We start from the raw sequence: 16,526 nt of genomic DNA on the forward strand, positions 1-16,526 counted from the left end.
CCAGCGTGATCACCATTCCGGTCATCGTGGTCTTCGCCTACGGGCAATTCATCGGCGATTCCGCGGAGCAGGACATATCGGTCGCCGGCGCCGCACTCGGCGTTTTCCTGATCGTCGCCGTTCCGGTGCTGATCGGTCTTGCCATTCGCCGCTTCGCGGAAAGCTTCGCAATTCGGTTCGAGCCCGCGGCCCGCAAGGTCTCCGCGGTGTTATTGACGCTCGTTCTCGCCGGCGCGATCTTCGATCAACGCGCCAACTTCGTCTCCTATTTCGCGCAGGCCGGACTCGTCACCCTCGTCCTCAACCTGCTGATGATGACACTCGCCTGGATTCTCGCCCGGATGTTCGCCTCCGGACCGACCCGGCGGACCGCCATTGCGATCGAATGCGGCATCCAGAACGGGACGCTCGCGATCGCGGTCGCGGTTATGCTGTTCGGCGGCGGGCTCGCGACCATGCCGGCGGCGACCTACAGCCTGATCATGTTCGCCACCGCGTTGATCTATATAGCCGTGCTGCGGCGGAGCGCCTGATCCGCCGCAGAAGATCGGATGCCGGCCTCGGCCCTGGCGGCCGGATCCAGTGGTTCCATCATTCCCAGTCGGTGTAATCACGTTCCGCTATCCCTCCTGCACCCCCTCGCGCACCTTCCTGCGGGCGTTACAAAAGCGCGAGCGCCAATTCAAAAAACCCTTGCATCATCCAACGACCCTTCATATATTAGCAGACTGGAACTTTGAGTGCTAATTTCAGTATCGCTACTTGTTGAATATACAAGTGCTTAGACGAATCAAAAGCGCGTACAGCCAAGCCTGTTCGCCTTGCTCGAAAACGCCCGGTACCACCCGGCGAATCATAGGGGGTAGCAGAAGTGCCAGCAAAACAACTTTCATTCGACGCGGATGCCCGGCAGGCCCTCAAGCGAGGGGTGGACGCCCTGGCTGACGCGGTCCGTGTCACCATGGGTCCGAAGGGCCGATGCGTCGTGCTCGACAAGAAATTCGGTTCGCCTACTTTCACGCTGGACGGCGTCACGGTGGCGAAGGAAATCGAGCTCGAGGACAACTACGAAAACATGGGCGCCCAGATGATCAAGGAAGCCGCGTCGAAGACCAGCGACGTGGCCGGTGACGGGACGACCACGGCCACCGTCCTCGCCCAGGCCATCTACGCGGAAGGCTTGCGGAACGTGACTTCCGGCGCCAATCCCATGGATCTGAAGCGGGGCATCGACAAGGCCGTATCCGCGGTGGTCGGCTCGATCGCTGAAATGTCGAAGGCCGTGGAAGGACGGAAGGAAATCTCCGAGACCGCCACCGTTTCGGCCCATGGCGACGGCAACATCGGCGACCTGATCGCGGACGCGATGGAAAAAGTGGGCAAGGACGGCGTCATCACGGTCGAAGAGGCCAAAAGCATGGAAACCTCCCTCGACGTCGTGGAGGGCATGCAGTTCGACCGCGGTTACCTGTCGCCTTACTTCGTTACCGACTCCGAGTCCATGGAAGCGGTACTCGAGGACACGAAGATCCTGATCCACGACAAGAAGATCAGCGCCGTCAAGGATATCTATCCCGTCGTCGAGAAGATCGCCCAGAGCGGCTCCCCGCTGCTGATCATCGCCGAGGATATCGAGGGCGAGGCCCTTGCCCTGCTGGTGGTCAACAAGCTTCGCGGCACCCTGAAGGTCGCCGCGGTGAAAGCGCCGGGGTTCGGCGACCGCCGGAAGGCCATGCTCGAAGATATCTCCATCCTGACCGGCGGCACGGTCATCTCCGAGGACGCCGGTTTCAAGCTGGAGAACGTGACCGTGGGCGACCTGGGTACGGCCAAGCGCGTCAACCTCGACAAGGACAACACGACGATCGTCGAAGGCGCCGGCGGCACCGACGCGATCCAGGGACGCATCAATCAGATCCGTGCCCAGATCGAGGAAACCACCTCCGATTACGACCGGGAGAAGCTCCAGGAACGCCTGGCCAAGCTGGCGGGCGGCGTGGCGGTCATCAACGTGGGCGCCGCGACGGAAGCCGAGATGAAGGAGAAGAAGGCCCGGGTCGAAGACGCCCTCAACAACGCCAAGGCGGCCATCGAGGAAGGGGTCGTGCCGGGCGGCGGCGTCACGTTCATCCGCGCGCTTTCCGCATTGGACAACGGGCTGGACACCGAGGGCGACGAAACCGTCGGCGCCGGCATCGTGCGCAAGGCGCTCGAGGCGCCCGTGAGGCAGTTGGCGGAGAACGCCGGTCTGGAGGGTTCCATCATCCTGCAGAAGATCCGCGAAGGCGAAGGCGGATACGGTTACAACTTCGAATCCGATGCCTACGGCGACATGTCCGAAACAGGCGTGATCGAGCCCGCCAAGGTTTCCCGCGTAGCGCTGCAGCACGCCGCGAGTATCGCCGGCCTGCTGCTGACCACCGAAGCACTGGTGGCGGAACTCCCTGATGATACCCCGCCTCCGGCCATGCCTCACGGCGGCGGCATGTACTAAGCGGGACGCTTCGATTAGGGACCGGTCCCCGACCGGTTGCAGGTAAACCCCCGGTGGCATTCACCGGGGGTTTTCTCTTGCTACGACCGGTTGCCGATTCTATATTCCCCCGTAACCTGCGGCGGATGCGAAAGACAGGTCCTGGGCGACGGAGCGACCATGAGAAACCCGGTGGTAATAGAACGCGCGGAGCGGCTACACCAGATCCCGCTGAACCGGCCCCTTGAACATTCCCGGTACTTAAGAAGACTGGCCGCCAGGGGGATCGAGCCCATCGATCTGACCACGGGCATTGCCGATCCCCTCCCGCGCCAGGATACCATCGAGAAGACCTTCGACGCCGTGGCGGCCACCGGAGGTCGAGGCGACCTGGGCGGACCAGGCGGACCAGGCGGACCGGGCGGACCAGGCGGACCAGGCGGACCGGACGATCTGGCGGAGACATCCCGGCATGCCGGCGACGCGTTCCGCAAGGCATTCAGCAACTGGTTCGCGTACCGGTTCGACGTGGAGATCGATCCGGACACGCACGTCCTGCCCTTCGCGGGTTCGGCGGTCGGCCCGGCCTGCGTGGCCATGGCGCTGGTCAACCCGGGCGAAACCGTGCTGGCGCCCGACCCCTCCCACCCGGCGTACCGGACCAGCGCCGTGCTGGCGAACGGGCAGATCCAGTCCTATCCCCTGCACGGACGAAACGATTTCCTCCCCAACCTGAAGCAGATCGAACCCCGGATCGCCGGGCAGGCAAAGCTGATGTACGTCGGTTTTCCGAACGACCCGACCGGGGTCGTGGCAGACCATTCGTTCTTCCGGGAACTCATCGATTTCGCGCGCAGGCACAACATCATCGTCTGTCACGACGCGACGCAGCATTTTCTGACGTACGACGGGGTCGAAGCCCCGAGCCTTCTGCAGACGCCCGGCGCGATGAACGTGGGCATCGAGTTGTTTTCCCTTTCCGTGCTGCCCGGCGGCATGTTCCGCGACCTGGGCGTGGCGGTGGGCAATCCATCCGCGCTGGCCGCCATGTCCCAGTTGACCTCCCATCTGCATGACCCGTTGCTGCCCGGTCTTCTCGCGGCCGCGGCCGCGGAGTTTCCCCGTCTGGACCGGCACGTGGAAGCCGTGGTTTCCCGGTGCAGGTCGCAAAGGGACCTGATGGTAACGGGGCTGCGGGACCTCGGTTGGCACCTGCCCGCACCCGGCGGCGGACCTTACGTCTGGCTTCCCGTGCCGCCCCGCTATTCCTCCGTTCGATTCAGCATCCTGTTGCGCAAGGCGGGCGTGTTCGTCGTGCCCGGCGCATACCTGGGCGAGTACGGCGAAGGATACGTCCGGATGGCCTTCAACGGCGAAGAGTCGCAGATCCGGTCCGCGCTCGACCGCATCGACCGGCAGATGTCGCGGTTCCGTTTGCGCAAACGGGCGTTCCCCGCGGTCAGTCTGGCCTGAACGGATCCGCCCCATGCCCGGAGACTGGATCAACGTGCGGGGAATCCGCACATTCGGCCATCATGGCGTGACAGCCCGCGAACGGGCTCGGGGACAGGTATTCGAAGCCCACGTCGCACTGCGCCTGGACCTGTCGGAGTCGTCCCGGACTGACCGCCTTTCCGATACCGTGGACTACGCCGACGTATGCCTGCGCGTAGGACGCATCCTCGGCGGCGAGCCATGCCGTCTGCTGGAGGCGGTCGCCGGCCGGGTGGCGGACGAGTTGCTTTCCGCCTACCCCCCTGTGGACCAGGTCGTGGTCAGACTGTGGAAGCCCGGGGTCGCCGCGGACCTGCCCCATTCGGGAACCCCCGGAGTCACCGTGCATCGAAGCAGGGAGTCGGAACGTACCGGACCGTGAGGTACGGGAACGTGACGTACCGGACCGAGCGGTCCATGCGGGCCAGGGGGACCAGGCCAGGGGGACCGAGCGGTCCATGTGGGCCAGGCGGACTAAGCGGACTATGCGGACTATGCGGACCAGGCGGACCGCAAGGAGCGAAATGGCGTCTGTTGCGCTTGGACTGGGCAGCAACATGGGAGATCGCGTCGCAAGATGCCGGCAGGCGCTACGCGAACTGGCCGGACATGAGGCGATCCGGATCGTCCGGCGCTCGTCATGGTACGAGACGCGGCCGGTGGGCCATGCCGGCCAGCCCGACTTCGTCAACGGCGCGGCCCTCCTGGAGACCACGCTTGCGCCCATGGGACTGCTTGAAACGCTCAAGGACGTCGAAGCGCGCATGGGACGTTCCGTCACGTGGGAAAAAGGGCCCCGCGAAATCGACCTCGACCTGTTGGTCTACGACGACCTGGTACTCGAACGGCCGGGTCTCGACCTGCCCCATCCCGCCATGGCGCAGCGGGCCTTCGTGCTCGTTCCCCTGGCGGAAATCCACCCGGACCTGGTCCACCCGGTGCACGGGCGGACGGTTTCCGACCTGCTGGATGACCTGAAACCCGTGGACCATCTCGTCCGCTATCTCACCGAGCCGTAACCGGAGCCCCGATGGAAGAAGCCAACGACGATCTGATCACACTGGTCCTGGCCGCGGGAAAAGGCACGAGGATGCATTCCGATCTGGCGAAGGTGCTGCACCGCATAAACGGCCGGGCGATGATTCACTACGTGCTGGACACGGCGCGAGCGCTCCGTCCGCGGCGGATCATCGTCATCATCGGCCACCAGGCCGGCGCGGTGCGGCAGGAACTGGCCGGATCGCCCGGATTGCCCGGACCGCCCGTGGAATTCGCCGTGCAGGAGGAGCAATTGGGCACCGGTCACGCGGTGCGCCAGGCCGGACCGCTGCTGGCCGGAGAAAGCGGCGGAGTCCTCGTCCTCGCCGGAGACACGCCCCTGATTCGTCCTTCCACCCTGGCGGCGTTGATCGGCGCGCACCGCCGGGAAGGTGCCGCGGCCTCCGTACTCACCGCACACGTCGACGACCCCGTGGGACTGGGCCGCATCCTGCGGGACAGCGCGGGCCGGATCGACCGGATCGTCGAGGAGAAGGACGCCACCGGGGTACAACGGGCGCTTAAGGAGATCAACACCAGCACCTATTGTTTCGAACCGGACCTGCTGCTGCGGGCCCTGGACCGGCTGACCCCGGAGAACCGGCAGGGCGAGTACTACCTGACGGATACCATCGAGATTCTCCGGCGGGAGGGCCACCGCATCGCCGACGCCCCGGCCGGCACGCCGGAAGAAGCCATGGGGATAAACACCCCGGAGCAACTGTCGGCTGCCGAATCCTGGCTGCTGGAACGTGACGGCGCGCCGCCTCGCGACAGCTAAAAAACAGTTGACACCGCACCCTCCCGCTCTGTATATATAGTGGTCTGGAAAGCGAATCGGATTCCGCCTGTCGAACCAGCGTTCGATTTGACGGCGGAACTGTGTCGAGACCGGGGTACAAAGGGGGATCGCATGGTGAAAGGAGCTGGTCGATGAAGCACTGTTGGTACCCTACCTATGTTTCCCTTCCTGGTGTATTCCCCTAGTAAGCTCTCCGGTTATCTCTGGCAAGCAGATATCGATGGTCGCACGGTCCCGTTGCAGGCCGTACCCTAGGACGCGTTCCGCGTGGGATCCGCCATGACGAGACAGGTCAATCAGCCTTCCGCGAACCGGCCGGACGCCGTTGCGGAAGGACGCGGGCCAGGCGGCCGCTGGCGCGTTCGGGTGCTGGAAGGCGTGATCTTCATCCTGGTCGGGCTGAATGCCTATCTGGTCTACTCGGTGGCGACCTCGTCCGCATTCTCCATGTCCGCCGAACGATCCGTCGAGGCGGTCGTCGACCCCTCGGCCTTCCATATCCAGGTGGAGGTCCTGAACGGATGCGGTGAACGGGGAATCGGACAACAGGCCATGCGATTCCTCAGAGAACGGGGTTTCGACGTGGTCAATATCGACAACGCCGACCATTTCGAGTACCGGGAAACGGTCGTGCTGGACCGCAGGGGAACGGACGGGCCGTCCGAGGCCGCCCGCGCGGTCGGAAACGCGCTGGGTACGCAATATGTCCTGCTCCAGCGGAACGACGACCGCCTGGTGGACGTATCGGTGGTGATCGGCAAGGATTACGGCGAACTGCTCTTTTCCGTGGAGAACGAGTGATCGTGGCGTTGGCATCGCAGGAAATCGCGGAACAGGCGACCCTTTCCATGCTGGCCAAGAATGCGGTGGACGTGATGATCATCGACCTCAGGGGCCTTTCGTCCATCACGGACTACTTCGTCATCGGGACGGCGGGTTCCGAACCGCAGATCAAGGCGGTCGTCGAGCAGGTGGCGGCGGATCTCAAGGAACGGGAAACGTCGCCCTGGCACACGGAGGGCAAACAGAGCTGGCGGTGGGTACTGCTCGACTACGTGGACGTGGTCGTACACGTGTTCAGAGCGGAAGTCCGCACATTCTACGGACTCGAGCGGCTATGGGGAGACGCGCCCCGGGTCGTCGTTTCGACCGACGCGGCAACGGGTGAGATCATCCGCACGTCCGATGCGGGCGTCCCCGGGGCCAGGGTAGACGCGCTGGAACACGAGGCATAGATTGGGCATTCTCGTCGTCGGAACGGTGGCGTTTGATTCGGTGAAGACGCCGGAAGGAGAGGCCAACGACGCGATCGGTGGCTCGGCGACCTATTTCTCGGCGGCTGCCAGTTTCTATGCGCCGGTAGACGTCATCGCCGTCGTTGGGAACGATTTCCCCCTGGCGTCCCTGGATTTCCTGCGGGAGAGACAGGTTGACGTATCGGGCCTGGAGGTGAAGGAAGGAAAGACCTTCCGCTGGGCGGGCGAATACGCCGCCAATATGAACGACCGTCGCACGATCGACACGCAATTGAACGTGTTTTCCGGTTTCAAGCCCGTGCTGGCGGAGCGGCATCGCGCGCACGATCACGTGTTCCTGGCGAATCTCGATCCGGACGTGCAGCGCGACGTGCTGACCCAGTCATGCCGTACGGACCATCCGGAACGTCCCGGGATCGTCGCCTGCGACACTATGGACTTCTGGATCGAGGGACAGAGGACGTCCCTGCTGTCGACGCTCAGCACGGTGGACGTGCTGATCATCAACGACAGCGAGGCCCTGCAACTGGTGGATGACCACAACCTCGTGCGGGCGGCGGAACGCATACTGGAACTCGGCCCGCGGGCGGTGGTGGTCAAGCGAGGCGCGCACGGCGCGACGCTCTGTACGCGCGACGCCTGGTTCGGCATCCCTTCATACCCCGTGGCCACCGTGGTGGATCCGACGGGCGCCGGGGATACCTTCGCGGGCGGATTCATGGGTTACCTTGCCCGGTCGGGCGATACGGGCGTAGGCGCTTTGAAACGCGCCATGGTACACGGCAGCGTCATGGCCTCGTTCAACGTGGAGGATTTCAGTGTCAGGCGGCTCGAATCGCTTACCGAAGCCGAGATTTCGGACCGTCACGACCGGTTCATGGAGATGATTACGCCATGACCGGCGTCAAGCAGGCAGAGCATGCAGGAAGTGAAGGGTCGGCAGTCATGGATTTCAAGACCATCCGGTGGGACAGCGACGATGGCGTGCTGGTACTGCTGGACCAGACGCGCCTGCCCGGCGAAGTGGTCTACACCCGATGCCGGGACATCGCGTCCGTCGCGGAAGCCATCCGGCGGCTGAGCGTACGCGGTGCGCCGGCCATCGGCGTCGCCGCGGCCTTCGGGGTCGTCGTCGGGGTCCAGCACAGCCGCGCGGCCGACTTCGCCTCCTTCAGCCGTGAAGTCGACGAAGCCGCGGAACTGCTGGCGGCCACCCGTCCCACGGCCGTCAACCTGTTCTGGGCGCTGGAGCGGATGCGCCGGACCGTCCGGGAAAACGAGGATGCAACGGTGGAGGACATCAAGCGTACTTTGCTCGACGAAGCCCGGGCCATACAGTCCGAGGACGAGCACACGTGCCGCCTGATCGGTGAGCACGGCGCCGCTTTGCTCCGCACCGGACAGACGGTACTCACCCATTGCAACGCCGGCGCGCTTGCCACGGCCGGCGCGGGCACGGCCCTCGCGGTAGTGTACCAGGCGCACAGCGAAGGCAAGCGGGTCCACGTGTACGCGGACGAGACGAGACCCGTCCTCCAGGGTGCCAGGCTGACTTCGTGGGAGCTGACCCGGGCGGGCATAGGCGTGACGCTCATATGCGACAGCATGGCTGCCCAGGTCATGAAAGAAGGCCGGATCGACTGCGTGATCGTGGGCGCGGACCGTGTGGCCGCCAACGGCGACGTCGCCAACAAGATCGGCACCTACGGCGTGGCTGTGCTGGCCGACGCGCACGACGTGCCCCTGTACGTGGCGGCGCCTTACTCTTCGATCGACCTGTCCATCGAATCGGGCGCCGGGATCCCGATCGAAGAGCGCGAAGCCGCCGAAGTAAGCCAGGGACCGGGCGGACGCACCGCCCCTGAGGAGGTGGAGGTGTACAATCCCGCATTCGACGTAACCCCGGCCCGTTACGTGTCTGCCATCATCACGGAACGCGGCGTGGCCAGAGCGCCCTACGCCGAGAGTCTCGCCGCACTGTCACACCATGCATGGGAACCGGCCGCCACCGGATAACCGGCCGTCACCGGATAAAGGAGCGTGTACCATACTATGAAGACACCAACGGTTAAGATGGAGGACCTGCAGCGGGACTGGCACGTCGTGGACGCCGAAGGCAAGGTGCTGGGCAGGCTGGCCAGCGAAGTGGCCAAGATCTTGCGCGGCAAGCACAAGCCGATCTTCTCGCCCCACCTGGATACCGGCGACCACGTCATCGTCATCAACGCAGAGAAGGTGGTCCTGACCGGCAAGAAACCCCAGAACAAGATCTATTACCGCCACAGCGGCTATCCCGGCGGCCTGAAAGCCATCAGCTACGAACGCATGGCAGCACGCCACCCGGAGCGCGTGCTGCGCATGGCCATCAAGGGCATGCTGCCGCACAACGCCCTCGGACGTAAGATCTTTCGCAAGCTCCGCGTGTACGCCGGCGCGGAACACCCCCACAGCGCTCAGAAACCGGTCGCGCTGGAACTTTAAAGCTGGAACTTTAAAAAGGAGCGTAACGGAGCATGAATTCGGATACCCATGGACACCACGCGGTGGGCCGGAGGAAGCGGGCCATCGCCAAGGTATGGCTTCGCGCGAAGAAGGATGGCGCCAGTCACCAGGTCAACGACAAGCCGCTGATCGACTACTTCGACCGGCCCGGTCTCGTCGCCGCGATCGAGGAACCCCTGGTGCTCACCGAAATGAACGACCAGGTCGTCGTGTTCGCGCGGACCTTCGGCGGAGGCAAGACCGGTCAGGCCGGGGCGTTGAGACTCGGCATCGCGCGGGCGCTGAAGGACATGGACGAAGGCCTGCACGCGCCGCTGCGCGAAGCGGGCATGCTGACGCGGGATTCACGCATCAAGGAACGCAAGAAGTACGGACTGGCCGGCGCACGCAAGCGGTTCCAGTTCTCTAAGCGTTAATTTACCGGACGCAGGCCTGACCGCCTGCCAGACAAGGAGATCAGTACCGCCTATGGGGATTCCGACTATTCAGGAACTGCTCGGCGCGGGCGTTCACTTCGGTCACCAGACCCGACGCTGGAACCCGAAGATGAAGGAGTTCATATTCGCCGAGCGCAACAACATCTACATCATCGACCTGAAGAAGACGCTCAGCCAGATCGAAATCGCGTATGACGCCGTACGCAAGGCCGTCGAGAACGGGCAGTCCGTCCTCTTCGTGGGCACGAAGAAGCAGGCCAGGCCCATCATCATCGAAATGGCGCAGCGGTGTGGCATGTTCTACGTCGCGGAACGCTGGCTCGGCGGCATGTTGACGAACTTCCAGACCATCCAGACCAGCGTCAAGCGCCTGGAAGAACTCGAGAAAATGAAAGAGCACGGCACCATGGAGGCGCTCACGAAAAAAGAGGCCGCAAGCCTGGAGAAGGAGCGGGAGCGCCTGCAGAAAGTACTGGGCGGCATCCGCGAAATGCGCGACCTGCCCGGCGTTATTTTCGTGGTGGACGCCCGCAAGGAACGGATCGCCGTCGCGGAGGCGAACACCCTGGAGATCCCCATCGTCAGCATCCTGGATACGAACTGCGACCCCGATCTGATCGATTATCCCATACCCGGGAACGACGACGCCCTCCGGTCCATCAGCCTCATCACGGAAGTCGTCGCGAGCGCCGCGGAGGAAGGGCTGCGAAATTCCGGACGTCCAGTACCCGGGGACGAGGCACCGGTCGAAGAGGTTGAAGTGGTCGAAGCGGTCGAAGAGCAGCAGGCCTGAAGCGGAAACATGGCCGGGGAAAGGCGGCCGTAGCGGATGATCGGAACCGATCGTGTCCGAGCAGGTCCGAGCAGGTCCGAGCAGGTCCGAGCAGGTCCGAGCAGGTCCGAGCATGACCGCTAGATTTCATACGATTTCATGACTATATCAGCCAGTGACGTAAAGACGTTGAGAAGCCAGACCGGCGCCGGAATGATGGACTGCAAGCGGGCCCTCGTAGAGACCGAAGGCAGTATCGAGAAAGCCGTCACGCTCCTGCGTGAGAAAGGCATCATGGCGGCGTCCAAGAAGAGTGCCCGGGAGGCGAAAGAAGGCATCATCCATACCTATATCCATCCAGGCAGCCGCATCGCCACCATGGTCGAGATCAATTGCGAGACCGATTTCGTCGCGCGGAACGAGGCCTTCCAGACCCTGGCCCGCGATATCGCCATGCAGGTGGCGGCCACCCGCCCCCTCGCCGTGGACCGGGACCAGATCGAGGAAGCCGTCCTGGAACAGGAACGGGAGATCTACCGGAACCAGGCGCGGAACGAGGGCAAGCCGGATCATATCGTCGATCGGATCGTCCAGGGTAAAATAGAGAAATTCAACCAGGAAAACTGCCTCCTGGAACAGCCGTTCATACGGGATACCGACAAGACGGTGCGGGACCTGATCACGGAGGCTGTGGCCACGCTGGGCGAGAACATCATGGTAAGACGGTTCGTCCGGTACGAGCTGGGCGGAGAATAACCCCCCGAACAACCTTGCCGGCAGGAACGCAACCGGTTTTCCGATGACAGAGAGGTGTATCGTGGAAGCGAAAGAGATCATCAAGGAAACCAGCCGAAAGATGGACCAGTCCGTCGAGGTGCTGCGCATGGAACTCGCCGGGGTCCGGGCCGGCCGGGCCAATCCGGCCCTGCTGGACAACATCCAGGTGGAAGCCTACGGGACCATGACCCCCATCAACCAGGTCGCCACCGTCAACACGCCGGACGCCCGAACGATCTCGATACAGCCGTGGGACAAGCAGATGGTCCCCGAAATCATCCGTGCCATCCAGACCTCCGACCTGGGACTCATGCCGAATTCCGATGGCAATGCCATCCACCTGCCGGTTCCTGCGCTGACCGAAGAGCGAAGGCTCGAATACGTTAAACTGATCAAGAAACTGGGCGAGGACGGCAAGATCGGCATCCGAAACGTGCGCCGGGAAATGAACGAGCGCATCAAGGCCGAAGAAAAGGCCCACCGGTTGTCGGAAGATGAAAGCAAGCGGCACCAGAAGACCATCCAGGATCTCACCGACCAGCATACCTCCTCCATCGACAGCGCCATATCGGTAAAAGAACAGGAAATCCTGGAGATCTAGGCGGATACCGGCTATCCGGGTCCATACCCGGCGGCGGCCTTACGGGGGTGACGTGGGTCGATACGCAGAGCAAGACCGGGCGGTCTCGGAAGAAGGACTGGATCCGGTGCGCATGCCCCGCCACATCGCGTTCATCATGGACGGCAACGGCAGGTGGGCGAAGAAGCAGGGGCTCGCGCGGGACCAGGGTCACTCCGCGGGGGTGGAGTCCGTCCGCGAGATGATCCGGTGCGCAGGAGAGTTCGGCGTGGGGATCCTCACCTTCTTCGGGTTCTCCACCGAAAACTGGAATCGTCCCAGGCGTGAAGTCGCCGCCATCATGCAGTTGATCGTCGAATCGCTCCGCGGCGCCGTCGAAGAAGCCAGCGCGCACGGGATCCGGGTCTCCTTCCTGGGCCGGTGGGACGAGCTGCCGGAATCCAACCGCCAGGCCATCAAGCAGATCACGGAGCAGACGGCGGGCAACGACCGCCTGCTGCTTAATTTCGCCCTGAATTACGGCGGCCGGCAGGAGATCGTCGAAGCCGCGCAATGCATCGCCCTGGACGTCCAGGCCGGCCGGCTGGATCCGGAAGCCATCGACGAGTCGCTTTTCGCGTCCTACCTGTACACGGAGCACCTGCCCGACCCGGACCTGCTGATCCGGACCAGCGGGGAGATGCGGATCAGCAACTTCCTGCTCTATCAATTGGCTTATACCGAACTCCTGGTTTCACCGGTCCTCTGGCCCGATTTCTCGCGGAGCCACTTCATCGGGGCCATCAGGGATTACCAGTCGAGAGAGCGCCGTTTCGGCCGGACCGGCGAACAGGTCTCCTCACACAGCACGTAACGGAGTGCTTCTCCATGGCGGCCTACGCGGAGACGTGGATCCGAATCCTGGTCGGCGCGGTGTTCATCCCGTGCATCGTGCTCATTTGCTGGATCGGCGGGACGAGTCTCTTCGTGTTCGTCACCCTGGTCGTGCTCTTCGGCCTCCGGGAGTACCACGGCATCGCCGCGGCCAGGGACCTGGCGCCCAACTGGTACGTCGGCGTACCCGCGGCCTTTCTGTTGTGTCTCGACGCCTGGCTCGAATCCGGCCGCCACGCCCCCTTGATCCTCACGGCCCTCCTGCTCACGACCGCCGCGGCGGAAGTATTCAGAAAGCACGCGCGATCTCCCTTTTACAACATTGCCGCCACGGTGTTCGGCGTGGCCTGGATCGGCCTGCTCGGCAGTCACCTGATCCTGCTGGGCAAGTGGCCGATGGACGGTGCGGACGTGGTTGCATTGGGGGAGCGGGCCATGGCGCCGGTCCTGCTCGCCATTGCCATACCGTGGTCCTATGACGCCTTCGCCTATTTCACGGGCCGGTTGATGGGCCGCCATAAGCTGCTGCACCGCGTTAGTGCGAGCAAAACCGTCGAAGGCGCCGTCGGGGGGCTGATCGGCGCCGTGGCCTTCATGTTCGCGCTCCAGTACGCCCTGTTTCCCTTTCTGAGTCCGCTGCACTGCGTCGTCCTGGGCGCTGCCGGCGCCGTCGTCGCCCAGCTGGGAGACCTCGCGGAGTCCCTGGTGAAAAGAGACGCCGGCCTGAAGGATTCCTCCCGCGTCATCCCGGGACACGGCGGCATTCTGGACCGGTTCGACAGCGTTTTCTTCGCGGCGCCTTTCGTGTATTACTACCTGGCCTACGTGAACGGATGAAGCAGCGGACGGTCCGGACAGACGGACGGAGCATAGACAGGCCATGAAACGCATCGCAATCCTGGGATCGACGGGTTCGGTCGGCACGCAGACGCTGGAGGTCATCGCGGCCTTCCCGGATCGGTATACGGCGCACAGTCTGACGGCCAGGAGCCGGATCGACCTGCTTGAGGAGCAGTGCGCGCGCTTCGGTCCGCGCTTGGTGGCCGTCCGGGACCCGGACAGCGCCGAGCGGGCCAAGTTGACCGCCGGGATCGCCCGAGGCGGCAGCGGTCAGCCTGGACCGTCTATCCACACCGGCGTGGAGGGCCTGATCGAAGCGGTCACCCACCCCGACGTGGACCTGGTCATCAGCGCCCTCCCGGGAAGCGCGGGGCTGGTCCCCACGCTGCGGGCGATCGAAGCGGGCAAGACCATCGCCCTGGCCAACAAGGAGATCCTGGTCATGGCCGGTGAGATCGTGATGGAAACGGCGCGGCGCAACGGGGTGGATATCCTGCCCGTGGACAGCGAACACTGCGCGGTGCACCAGTGCCTGGCCGGGCAGGACCCGGACCGGATCCAGCGTGTGGTCCTCACGGCATCGGGCGGGCCCTTCCGCGACAGCACCCCCGCGTCCCTGGCGCAAATGACTTCGAAGGACGCGCTGAACCATCCCACCTGGAACATGGGGCAGAAGGTCACGATCGATTCCGCCACGCTCATGAACAAGGGATTCGAAGTCATCGAGGCCCACTGGCTCTTCGGCCTCCCCGTCTCGAAGATCGACGTGGTGATCCATCCCCAGTCCATCATCCACTCCATGGTCGAGATGGTCGACGGGTCGCTGCTGGCCCAGTTGGGTCCGACCGACATGCGCATACCGATCCAGTACGCCCTCTCGTACCCGGAGCGTCTCGAATCTCCCTGGCCCCGGTTCGACATCACGCGGAACTGGTCTCTGACCCTGGACCCGCCGGACGAGGCCATGTTCCCCTGTCTGGGGCTGGCCTACGAGGCCATTCGGCGCGGGTCCACCTTGCCCGCCGTCCTGAGCACCGCAGACGAGATGGCCGTCGAGGCCTTCCTCCGGCAGCGGATCGGGTTCACCGACATACCGCGCATCATCGCCGGCGCCATGGACGGGCACCTGGCCGCGCCGGATCTCACGGCGCCCGTCACCCTGGAATCCATCATGGCGGCGGACCGCTGGACCCGGTCGTTCTGCGAGGAAAAGTTGATTGCAGGATAGTGCCGAAAACCTGTATATTCTCTAATTGATTGCCGTGCGCCTTCAGGGGCGTGGGAACACCGGGAACATCGGAACCAACAGGATCTGAGCAGGCAGAGGCAGAACGGAGACATTGGCATGCTGACCACCGTGTTATCGGCGATTTTCGTCCTGGGGTTGCTGGTCTTCTTCCACGAACTCGGCCATTTCCTGGCCGCCAAGCGCATGGGCATCCGGGTGGAAAGGTTCTCCCTCGGCTTTCCGCCCAAGATGATTGGAAAGAAGGTCGGGGACACGGAATACTGCATTTCCTGGATTCCCCTCGGGGGATACGTTTCCATGGCCGGGGAGCGGCCCGACGCCCAGTCCGAAGGTGAGGGCGACAAGCCGTGGGAGTTCCAGTCCAAGTCCGTGGGAGCCCGAGCCTTCGTCATCGCGGCCGGTCCGGGGGCGAACTTCGTCCTCGCCTTCATCATCTTCTGGTTGTTCTACGCGACCATGGGCGTGATGCTCGTCGATACGACCACCGTTGGCCGGGTAGCCCTCGAAAGCCCCTATGCCGCGGCGGGGTTGCAGGTCGGCGATGAAATACTCGAAATCGACCAGGCGGCCGTCGACACCTGGGAGGATGTCCGGGAAGGGCTCGCGACCGTCACGGGAACGTCCCTGTCACTGAAGCTGCGCCGGGACGGGCGGGACCGCACGATCCTGGTGCGGTACGGCGACGGCGGCATGGCGGAACGGCTGGGCGGGCTCGACTATTTCCGCGCGTCGGCCGTGAGCACCGTCATCCCGGACTCACCCGCCGAGCAGGCCGGTCTCAGGCCCGGGGACGTGATCACGTCCGTGAACGGCGTGGCTGTTACGCAGTGGTACGAAATGGTCGAGCAGATACGCGTCCGGCCGGGCATGGAGACCACGGTGTCCTGGACCCGGAACGGACAGTCCCACCAGGTGGGCATCGTACCCAATACGGCCCAGGACCTCGACCGGGAAACCGGAGACGTCATCGACATCGGCCAGATCGGCATCACCCAGCAGGACCACATCAAACGCAGCCCGATCGGGATCGTCTCCTCCGCCGGCCTGGCCGGGACGCAACTGGTGGCCGTCACCTTTACCATCGTCGACTTCGTCGGGAAACTGGTCATGGGGCAGGTGTCCACCGACTCGGTGGGCGGTCCCATCGCGATCGCCCAGATGGCGGGAGACAGCGCCCGACAGGGTGCGAGCAGTCTCTTCAGTTTCATGGCCTTTCTGAGTATCAACCTCGCCATCCTCAACCTCCTGCCCATACCCGCGCTGGACGGCGGACAACTGCTCATCCTGGGCGTCGAGAAGGTCATCCGGCGTCCGCTTTCCCTGAAGTACCGGATGGTATGGCAGCAGACGGGAATGGCCCTGCTGCTGGTGCTGATGGTGTTCGTGGTATTCAATGATGTCACACGAATCTTCAGGTAGCTACGTGGCGAAGG

Annotated in this window: 19 protein-coding genes; all 19 read left to right on the forward strand. The window is 63.9% G+C overall.

Features of this window, described 5'->3' with window-relative positions; all coding sequences use genetic code 11:
- A partial coding sequence (locus OXH56_08760; protein ID MCY3555399.1) for a bile acid:sodium symporter family protein occupies positions 1–533 on the forward strand: 533 nt, incomplete at its 5' end.
- A 338-nt stretch (positions 534–871) separates the two neighbouring features.
- A complete protein-coding gene (gene groL / locus OXH56_08765) occupies positions 872–2,494 on the forward strand; it encodes a chaperonin GroEL (GenBank protein MCY3555400.1) in 1,623 nt (540 codons plus the stop codon).
- Between the two features lie 159 nt (positions 2,495–2,653).
- Positions 2,654–3,946 carry an aminotransferase class I/II-fold pyridoxal phosphate-dependent enzyme gene (locus tag OXH56_08770; GenBank protein ID MCY3555401.1) on the forward strand — a complete coding sequence of 431 codons (1,293 nt, stop codon included), beginning with the start codon at positions 2,654–2,656 and terminating at the stop codon, positions 3,944–3,946.
- A gap of 13 nt (positions 3,947–3,959) precedes the next feature.
- Positions 3,960–4,349: a dihydroneopterin aldolase gene (gene folB / locus OXH56_08775; GenBank protein MCY3555402.1), complete on the forward strand. Its 390-nt coding sequence runs from the start codon at positions 3,960–3,962 to the stop codon at positions 4,347–4,349.
- A gap of 142 nt (positions 4,350–4,491) precedes the next feature.
- Positions 4,492–4,986 (forward strand): 2-amino-4-hydroxy-6-hydroxymethyldihydropteridine diphosphokinase, encoded by a 495-nt coding sequence (gene folK / locus OXH56_08780; GenBank protein MCY3555403.1) that lies wholly within the window; start codon positions 4,492–4,494, stop codon positions 4,984–4,986.
- An 11-nt stretch (positions 4,987–4,997) separates the two neighbouring features.
- Entirely contained in the window at positions 4,998–5,786 is a 789-nt protein-coding gene (locus tag OXH56_08785) for an NTP transferase domain-containing protein (protein MCY3555404.1), read from the forward strand.
- Between the two features lie 300 nt (positions 5,787–6,086).
- Complete coding sequence (locus OXH56_08790; protein ID MCY3555405.1) at positions 6,087–6,608, forward strand: LytR C-terminal domain-containing protein; 522 nt, start codon at positions 6,087–6,089, stop codon at positions 6,606–6,608.
- Between the two features lie 2 nt (positions 6,609–6,610).
- Positions 6,611–7,042 (forward strand): ribosome silencing factor, encoded by a 432-nt coding sequence (gene rsfS / locus OXH56_08795; protein MCY3555406.1) that lies wholly within the window; start codon positions 6,611–6,613, stop codon positions 7,040–7,042.
- A gap of 1 nt (position 7,043) precedes the next feature.
- Complete coding sequence (locus OXH56_08800) at positions 7,044–7,961, forward strand: PfkB family carbohydrate kinase (protein MCY3555407.1); 918 nt, start codon at positions 7,044–7,046, stop codon at positions 7,959–7,961.
- Between the two features lie 47 nt (positions 7,962–8,008).
- Positions 8,009–9,079: an S-methyl-5-thioribose-1-phosphate isomerase gene (gene mtnA / locus OXH56_08805; GenBank protein MCY3555408.1), complete on the forward strand. Its 1,071-nt coding sequence runs from the start codon at positions 8,009–8,011 to the stop codon at positions 9,077–9,079.
- A 36-nt stretch (positions 9,080–9,115) separates the two neighbouring features.
- Complete coding sequence (gene rplM, locus OXH56_08810) at positions 9,116–9,544, forward strand: 50S ribosomal protein L13 (GenBank protein MCY3555409.1); 429 nt, start codon at positions 9,116–9,118, stop codon at positions 9,542–9,544.
- A gap of 32 nt (positions 9,545–9,576) precedes the next feature.
- Complete coding sequence (gene rpsI, locus OXH56_08815) at positions 9,577–9,981, forward strand: 30S ribosomal protein S9 (GenBank protein MCY3555410.1); 405 nt, start codon at positions 9,577–9,579, stop codon at positions 9,979–9,981.
- Positions 9,982–10,033: 52 nt separating this feature from the next.
- Positions 10,034–10,795 (forward strand): 30S ribosomal protein S2, encoded by a 762-nt coding sequence (rpsB, locus tag OXH56_08820; GenBank protein ID MCY3555411.1) that lies wholly within the window; start codon positions 10,034–10,036, stop codon positions 10,793–10,795.
- Positions 10,796–10,933: 138 nt separating this feature from the next.
- A complete protein-coding gene (tsf, locus tag OXH56_08825; protein MCY3555412.1) occupies positions 10,934–11,530 on the forward strand; it encodes a translation elongation factor Ts in 597 nt (198 codons plus the stop codon).
- A 43-nt stretch (positions 11,531–11,573) separates the two neighbouring features.
- Positions 11,574–12,152 carry a ribosome recycling factor gene (gene frr / locus OXH56_08830; protein MCY3555413.1) on the forward strand — a complete coding sequence of 193 codons (579 nt, stop codon included), beginning with the start codon at positions 11,574–11,576 and terminating at the stop codon, positions 12,150–12,152.
- A 52-nt stretch (positions 12,153–12,204) separates the two neighbouring features.
- The gene (locus OXH56_08835) at positions 12,205–12,984 is read left to right on the forward strand and encodes an isoprenyl transferase (GenBank protein MCY3555414.1); all 780 of its coding nucleotides are present in this window, start codon (positions 12,205–12,207) and stop codon (positions 12,982–12,984) included.
- Positions 12,985–12,998: 14 nt separating this feature from the next.
- Positions 12,999–13,841, forward strand: coding sequence for a phosphatidate cytidylyltransferase (locus OXH56_08840; GenBank protein ID MCY3555415.1), 843 nt, complete (start codon positions 12,999–13,001; stop codon positions 13,839–13,841).
- A 43-nt stretch (positions 13,842–13,884) separates the two neighbouring features.
- Positions 13,885–15,072, forward strand: coding sequence for a 1-deoxy-D-xylulose-5-phosphate reductoisomerase (locus OXH56_08845; GenBank protein ID MCY3555416.1), 1,188 nt, complete (start codon positions 13,885–13,887; stop codon positions 15,070–15,072).
- 117 nt (positions 15,073–15,189) lie between these two features.
- Entirely contained in the window at positions 15,190–16,512 is a 1,323-nt protein-coding gene (rseP, locus tag OXH56_08850) for an RIP metalloprotease RseP (protein MCY3555417.1), read from the forward strand.
- Positions 16,513–16,526 lie beyond the last annotated feature (14 nt).

The sequence above is a fragment of the Gemmatimonadota bacterium genome (genome assembly GCA_026702745.1).
Taxonomy (GTDB): Bacteria; JAAXHH01; JAAXHH01; order JAAXHH01; family JAAXHH01; genus JAAXHH01.

What these genes read in the sequence shown, in the direction of transcription:
- OXH56_08770 (MCY3555401.1), top strand. Translation starts at nt 2,654, where the DNA reads ATGAGAAACCCGGTGGTAATAGAACGCGCGGAGCGGCTACACCAGATC.
- folB (MCY3555402.1), top strand. Translation starts at nt 3,960, where the DNA reads ATGCCCGGAGACTGGATCAACGTGCGGGGAATCCGCACATTCGGCCAT.
- folK (MCY3555403.1), top strand. Translation starts at nt 4,492, where the DNA reads ATGGCGTCTGTTGCGCTTGGACTGGGCAGCAACATGGGAGATCGCGTC.
- OXH56_08785 (MCY3555404.1), top strand. Translation starts at nt 4,998, where the DNA reads ATGGAAGAAGCCAACGACGATCTGATCACACTGGTCCTGGCCGCGGGA.
- OXH56_08790 (MCY3555405.1), top strand. Translation starts at nt 6,087, where the DNA reads ATGACGAGACAGGTCAATCAGCCTTCCGCGAACCGGCCGGACGCCGTT.
- mtnA (MCY3555408.1), top strand. Translation starts at nt 8,009, where the DNA reads ATGGATTTCAAGACCATCCGGTGGGACAGCGACGATGGCGTGCTGGTA.
- rplM (MCY3555409.1), top strand. Translation starts at nt 9,116, where the DNA reads ATGAAGACACCAACGGTTAAGATGGAGGACCTGCAGCGGGACTGGCAC.
- rpsI (MCY3555410.1), top strand. Translation starts at nt 9,577, where the DNA reads ATGAATTCGGATACCCATGGACACCACGCGGTGGGCCGGAGGAAGCGG.
- rpsB (MCY3555411.1), top strand. Translation starts at nt 10,034, where the DNA reads ATGGGGATTCCGACTATTCAGGAACTGCTCGGCGCGGGCGTTCACTTC.
- tsf (MCY3555412.1), top strand. Translation starts at nt 10,934, where the DNA reads ATGACTATATCAGCCAGTGACGTAAAGACGTTGAGAAGCCAGACCGGC.
- frr (MCY3555413.1), top strand. Translation starts at nt 11,574, where the DNA reads ATGACAGAGAGGTGTATCGTGGAAGCGAAAGAGATCATCAAGGAAACC.
- OXH56_08840 (MCY3555415.1), top strand. Translation starts at nt 12,999, where the DNA reads ATGGCGGCCTACGCGGAGACGTGGATCCGAATCCTGGTCGGCGCGGTG.
- OXH56_08845 (MCY3555416.1), top strand. Translation starts at nt 13,885, where the DNA reads ATGAAACGCATCGCAATCCTGGGATCGACGGGTTCGGTCGGCACGCAG.
- rseP (MCY3555417.1), top strand. Translation starts at nt 15,190, where the DNA reads ATGCTGACCACCGTGTTATCGGCGATTTTCGTCCTGGGGTTGCTGGTC.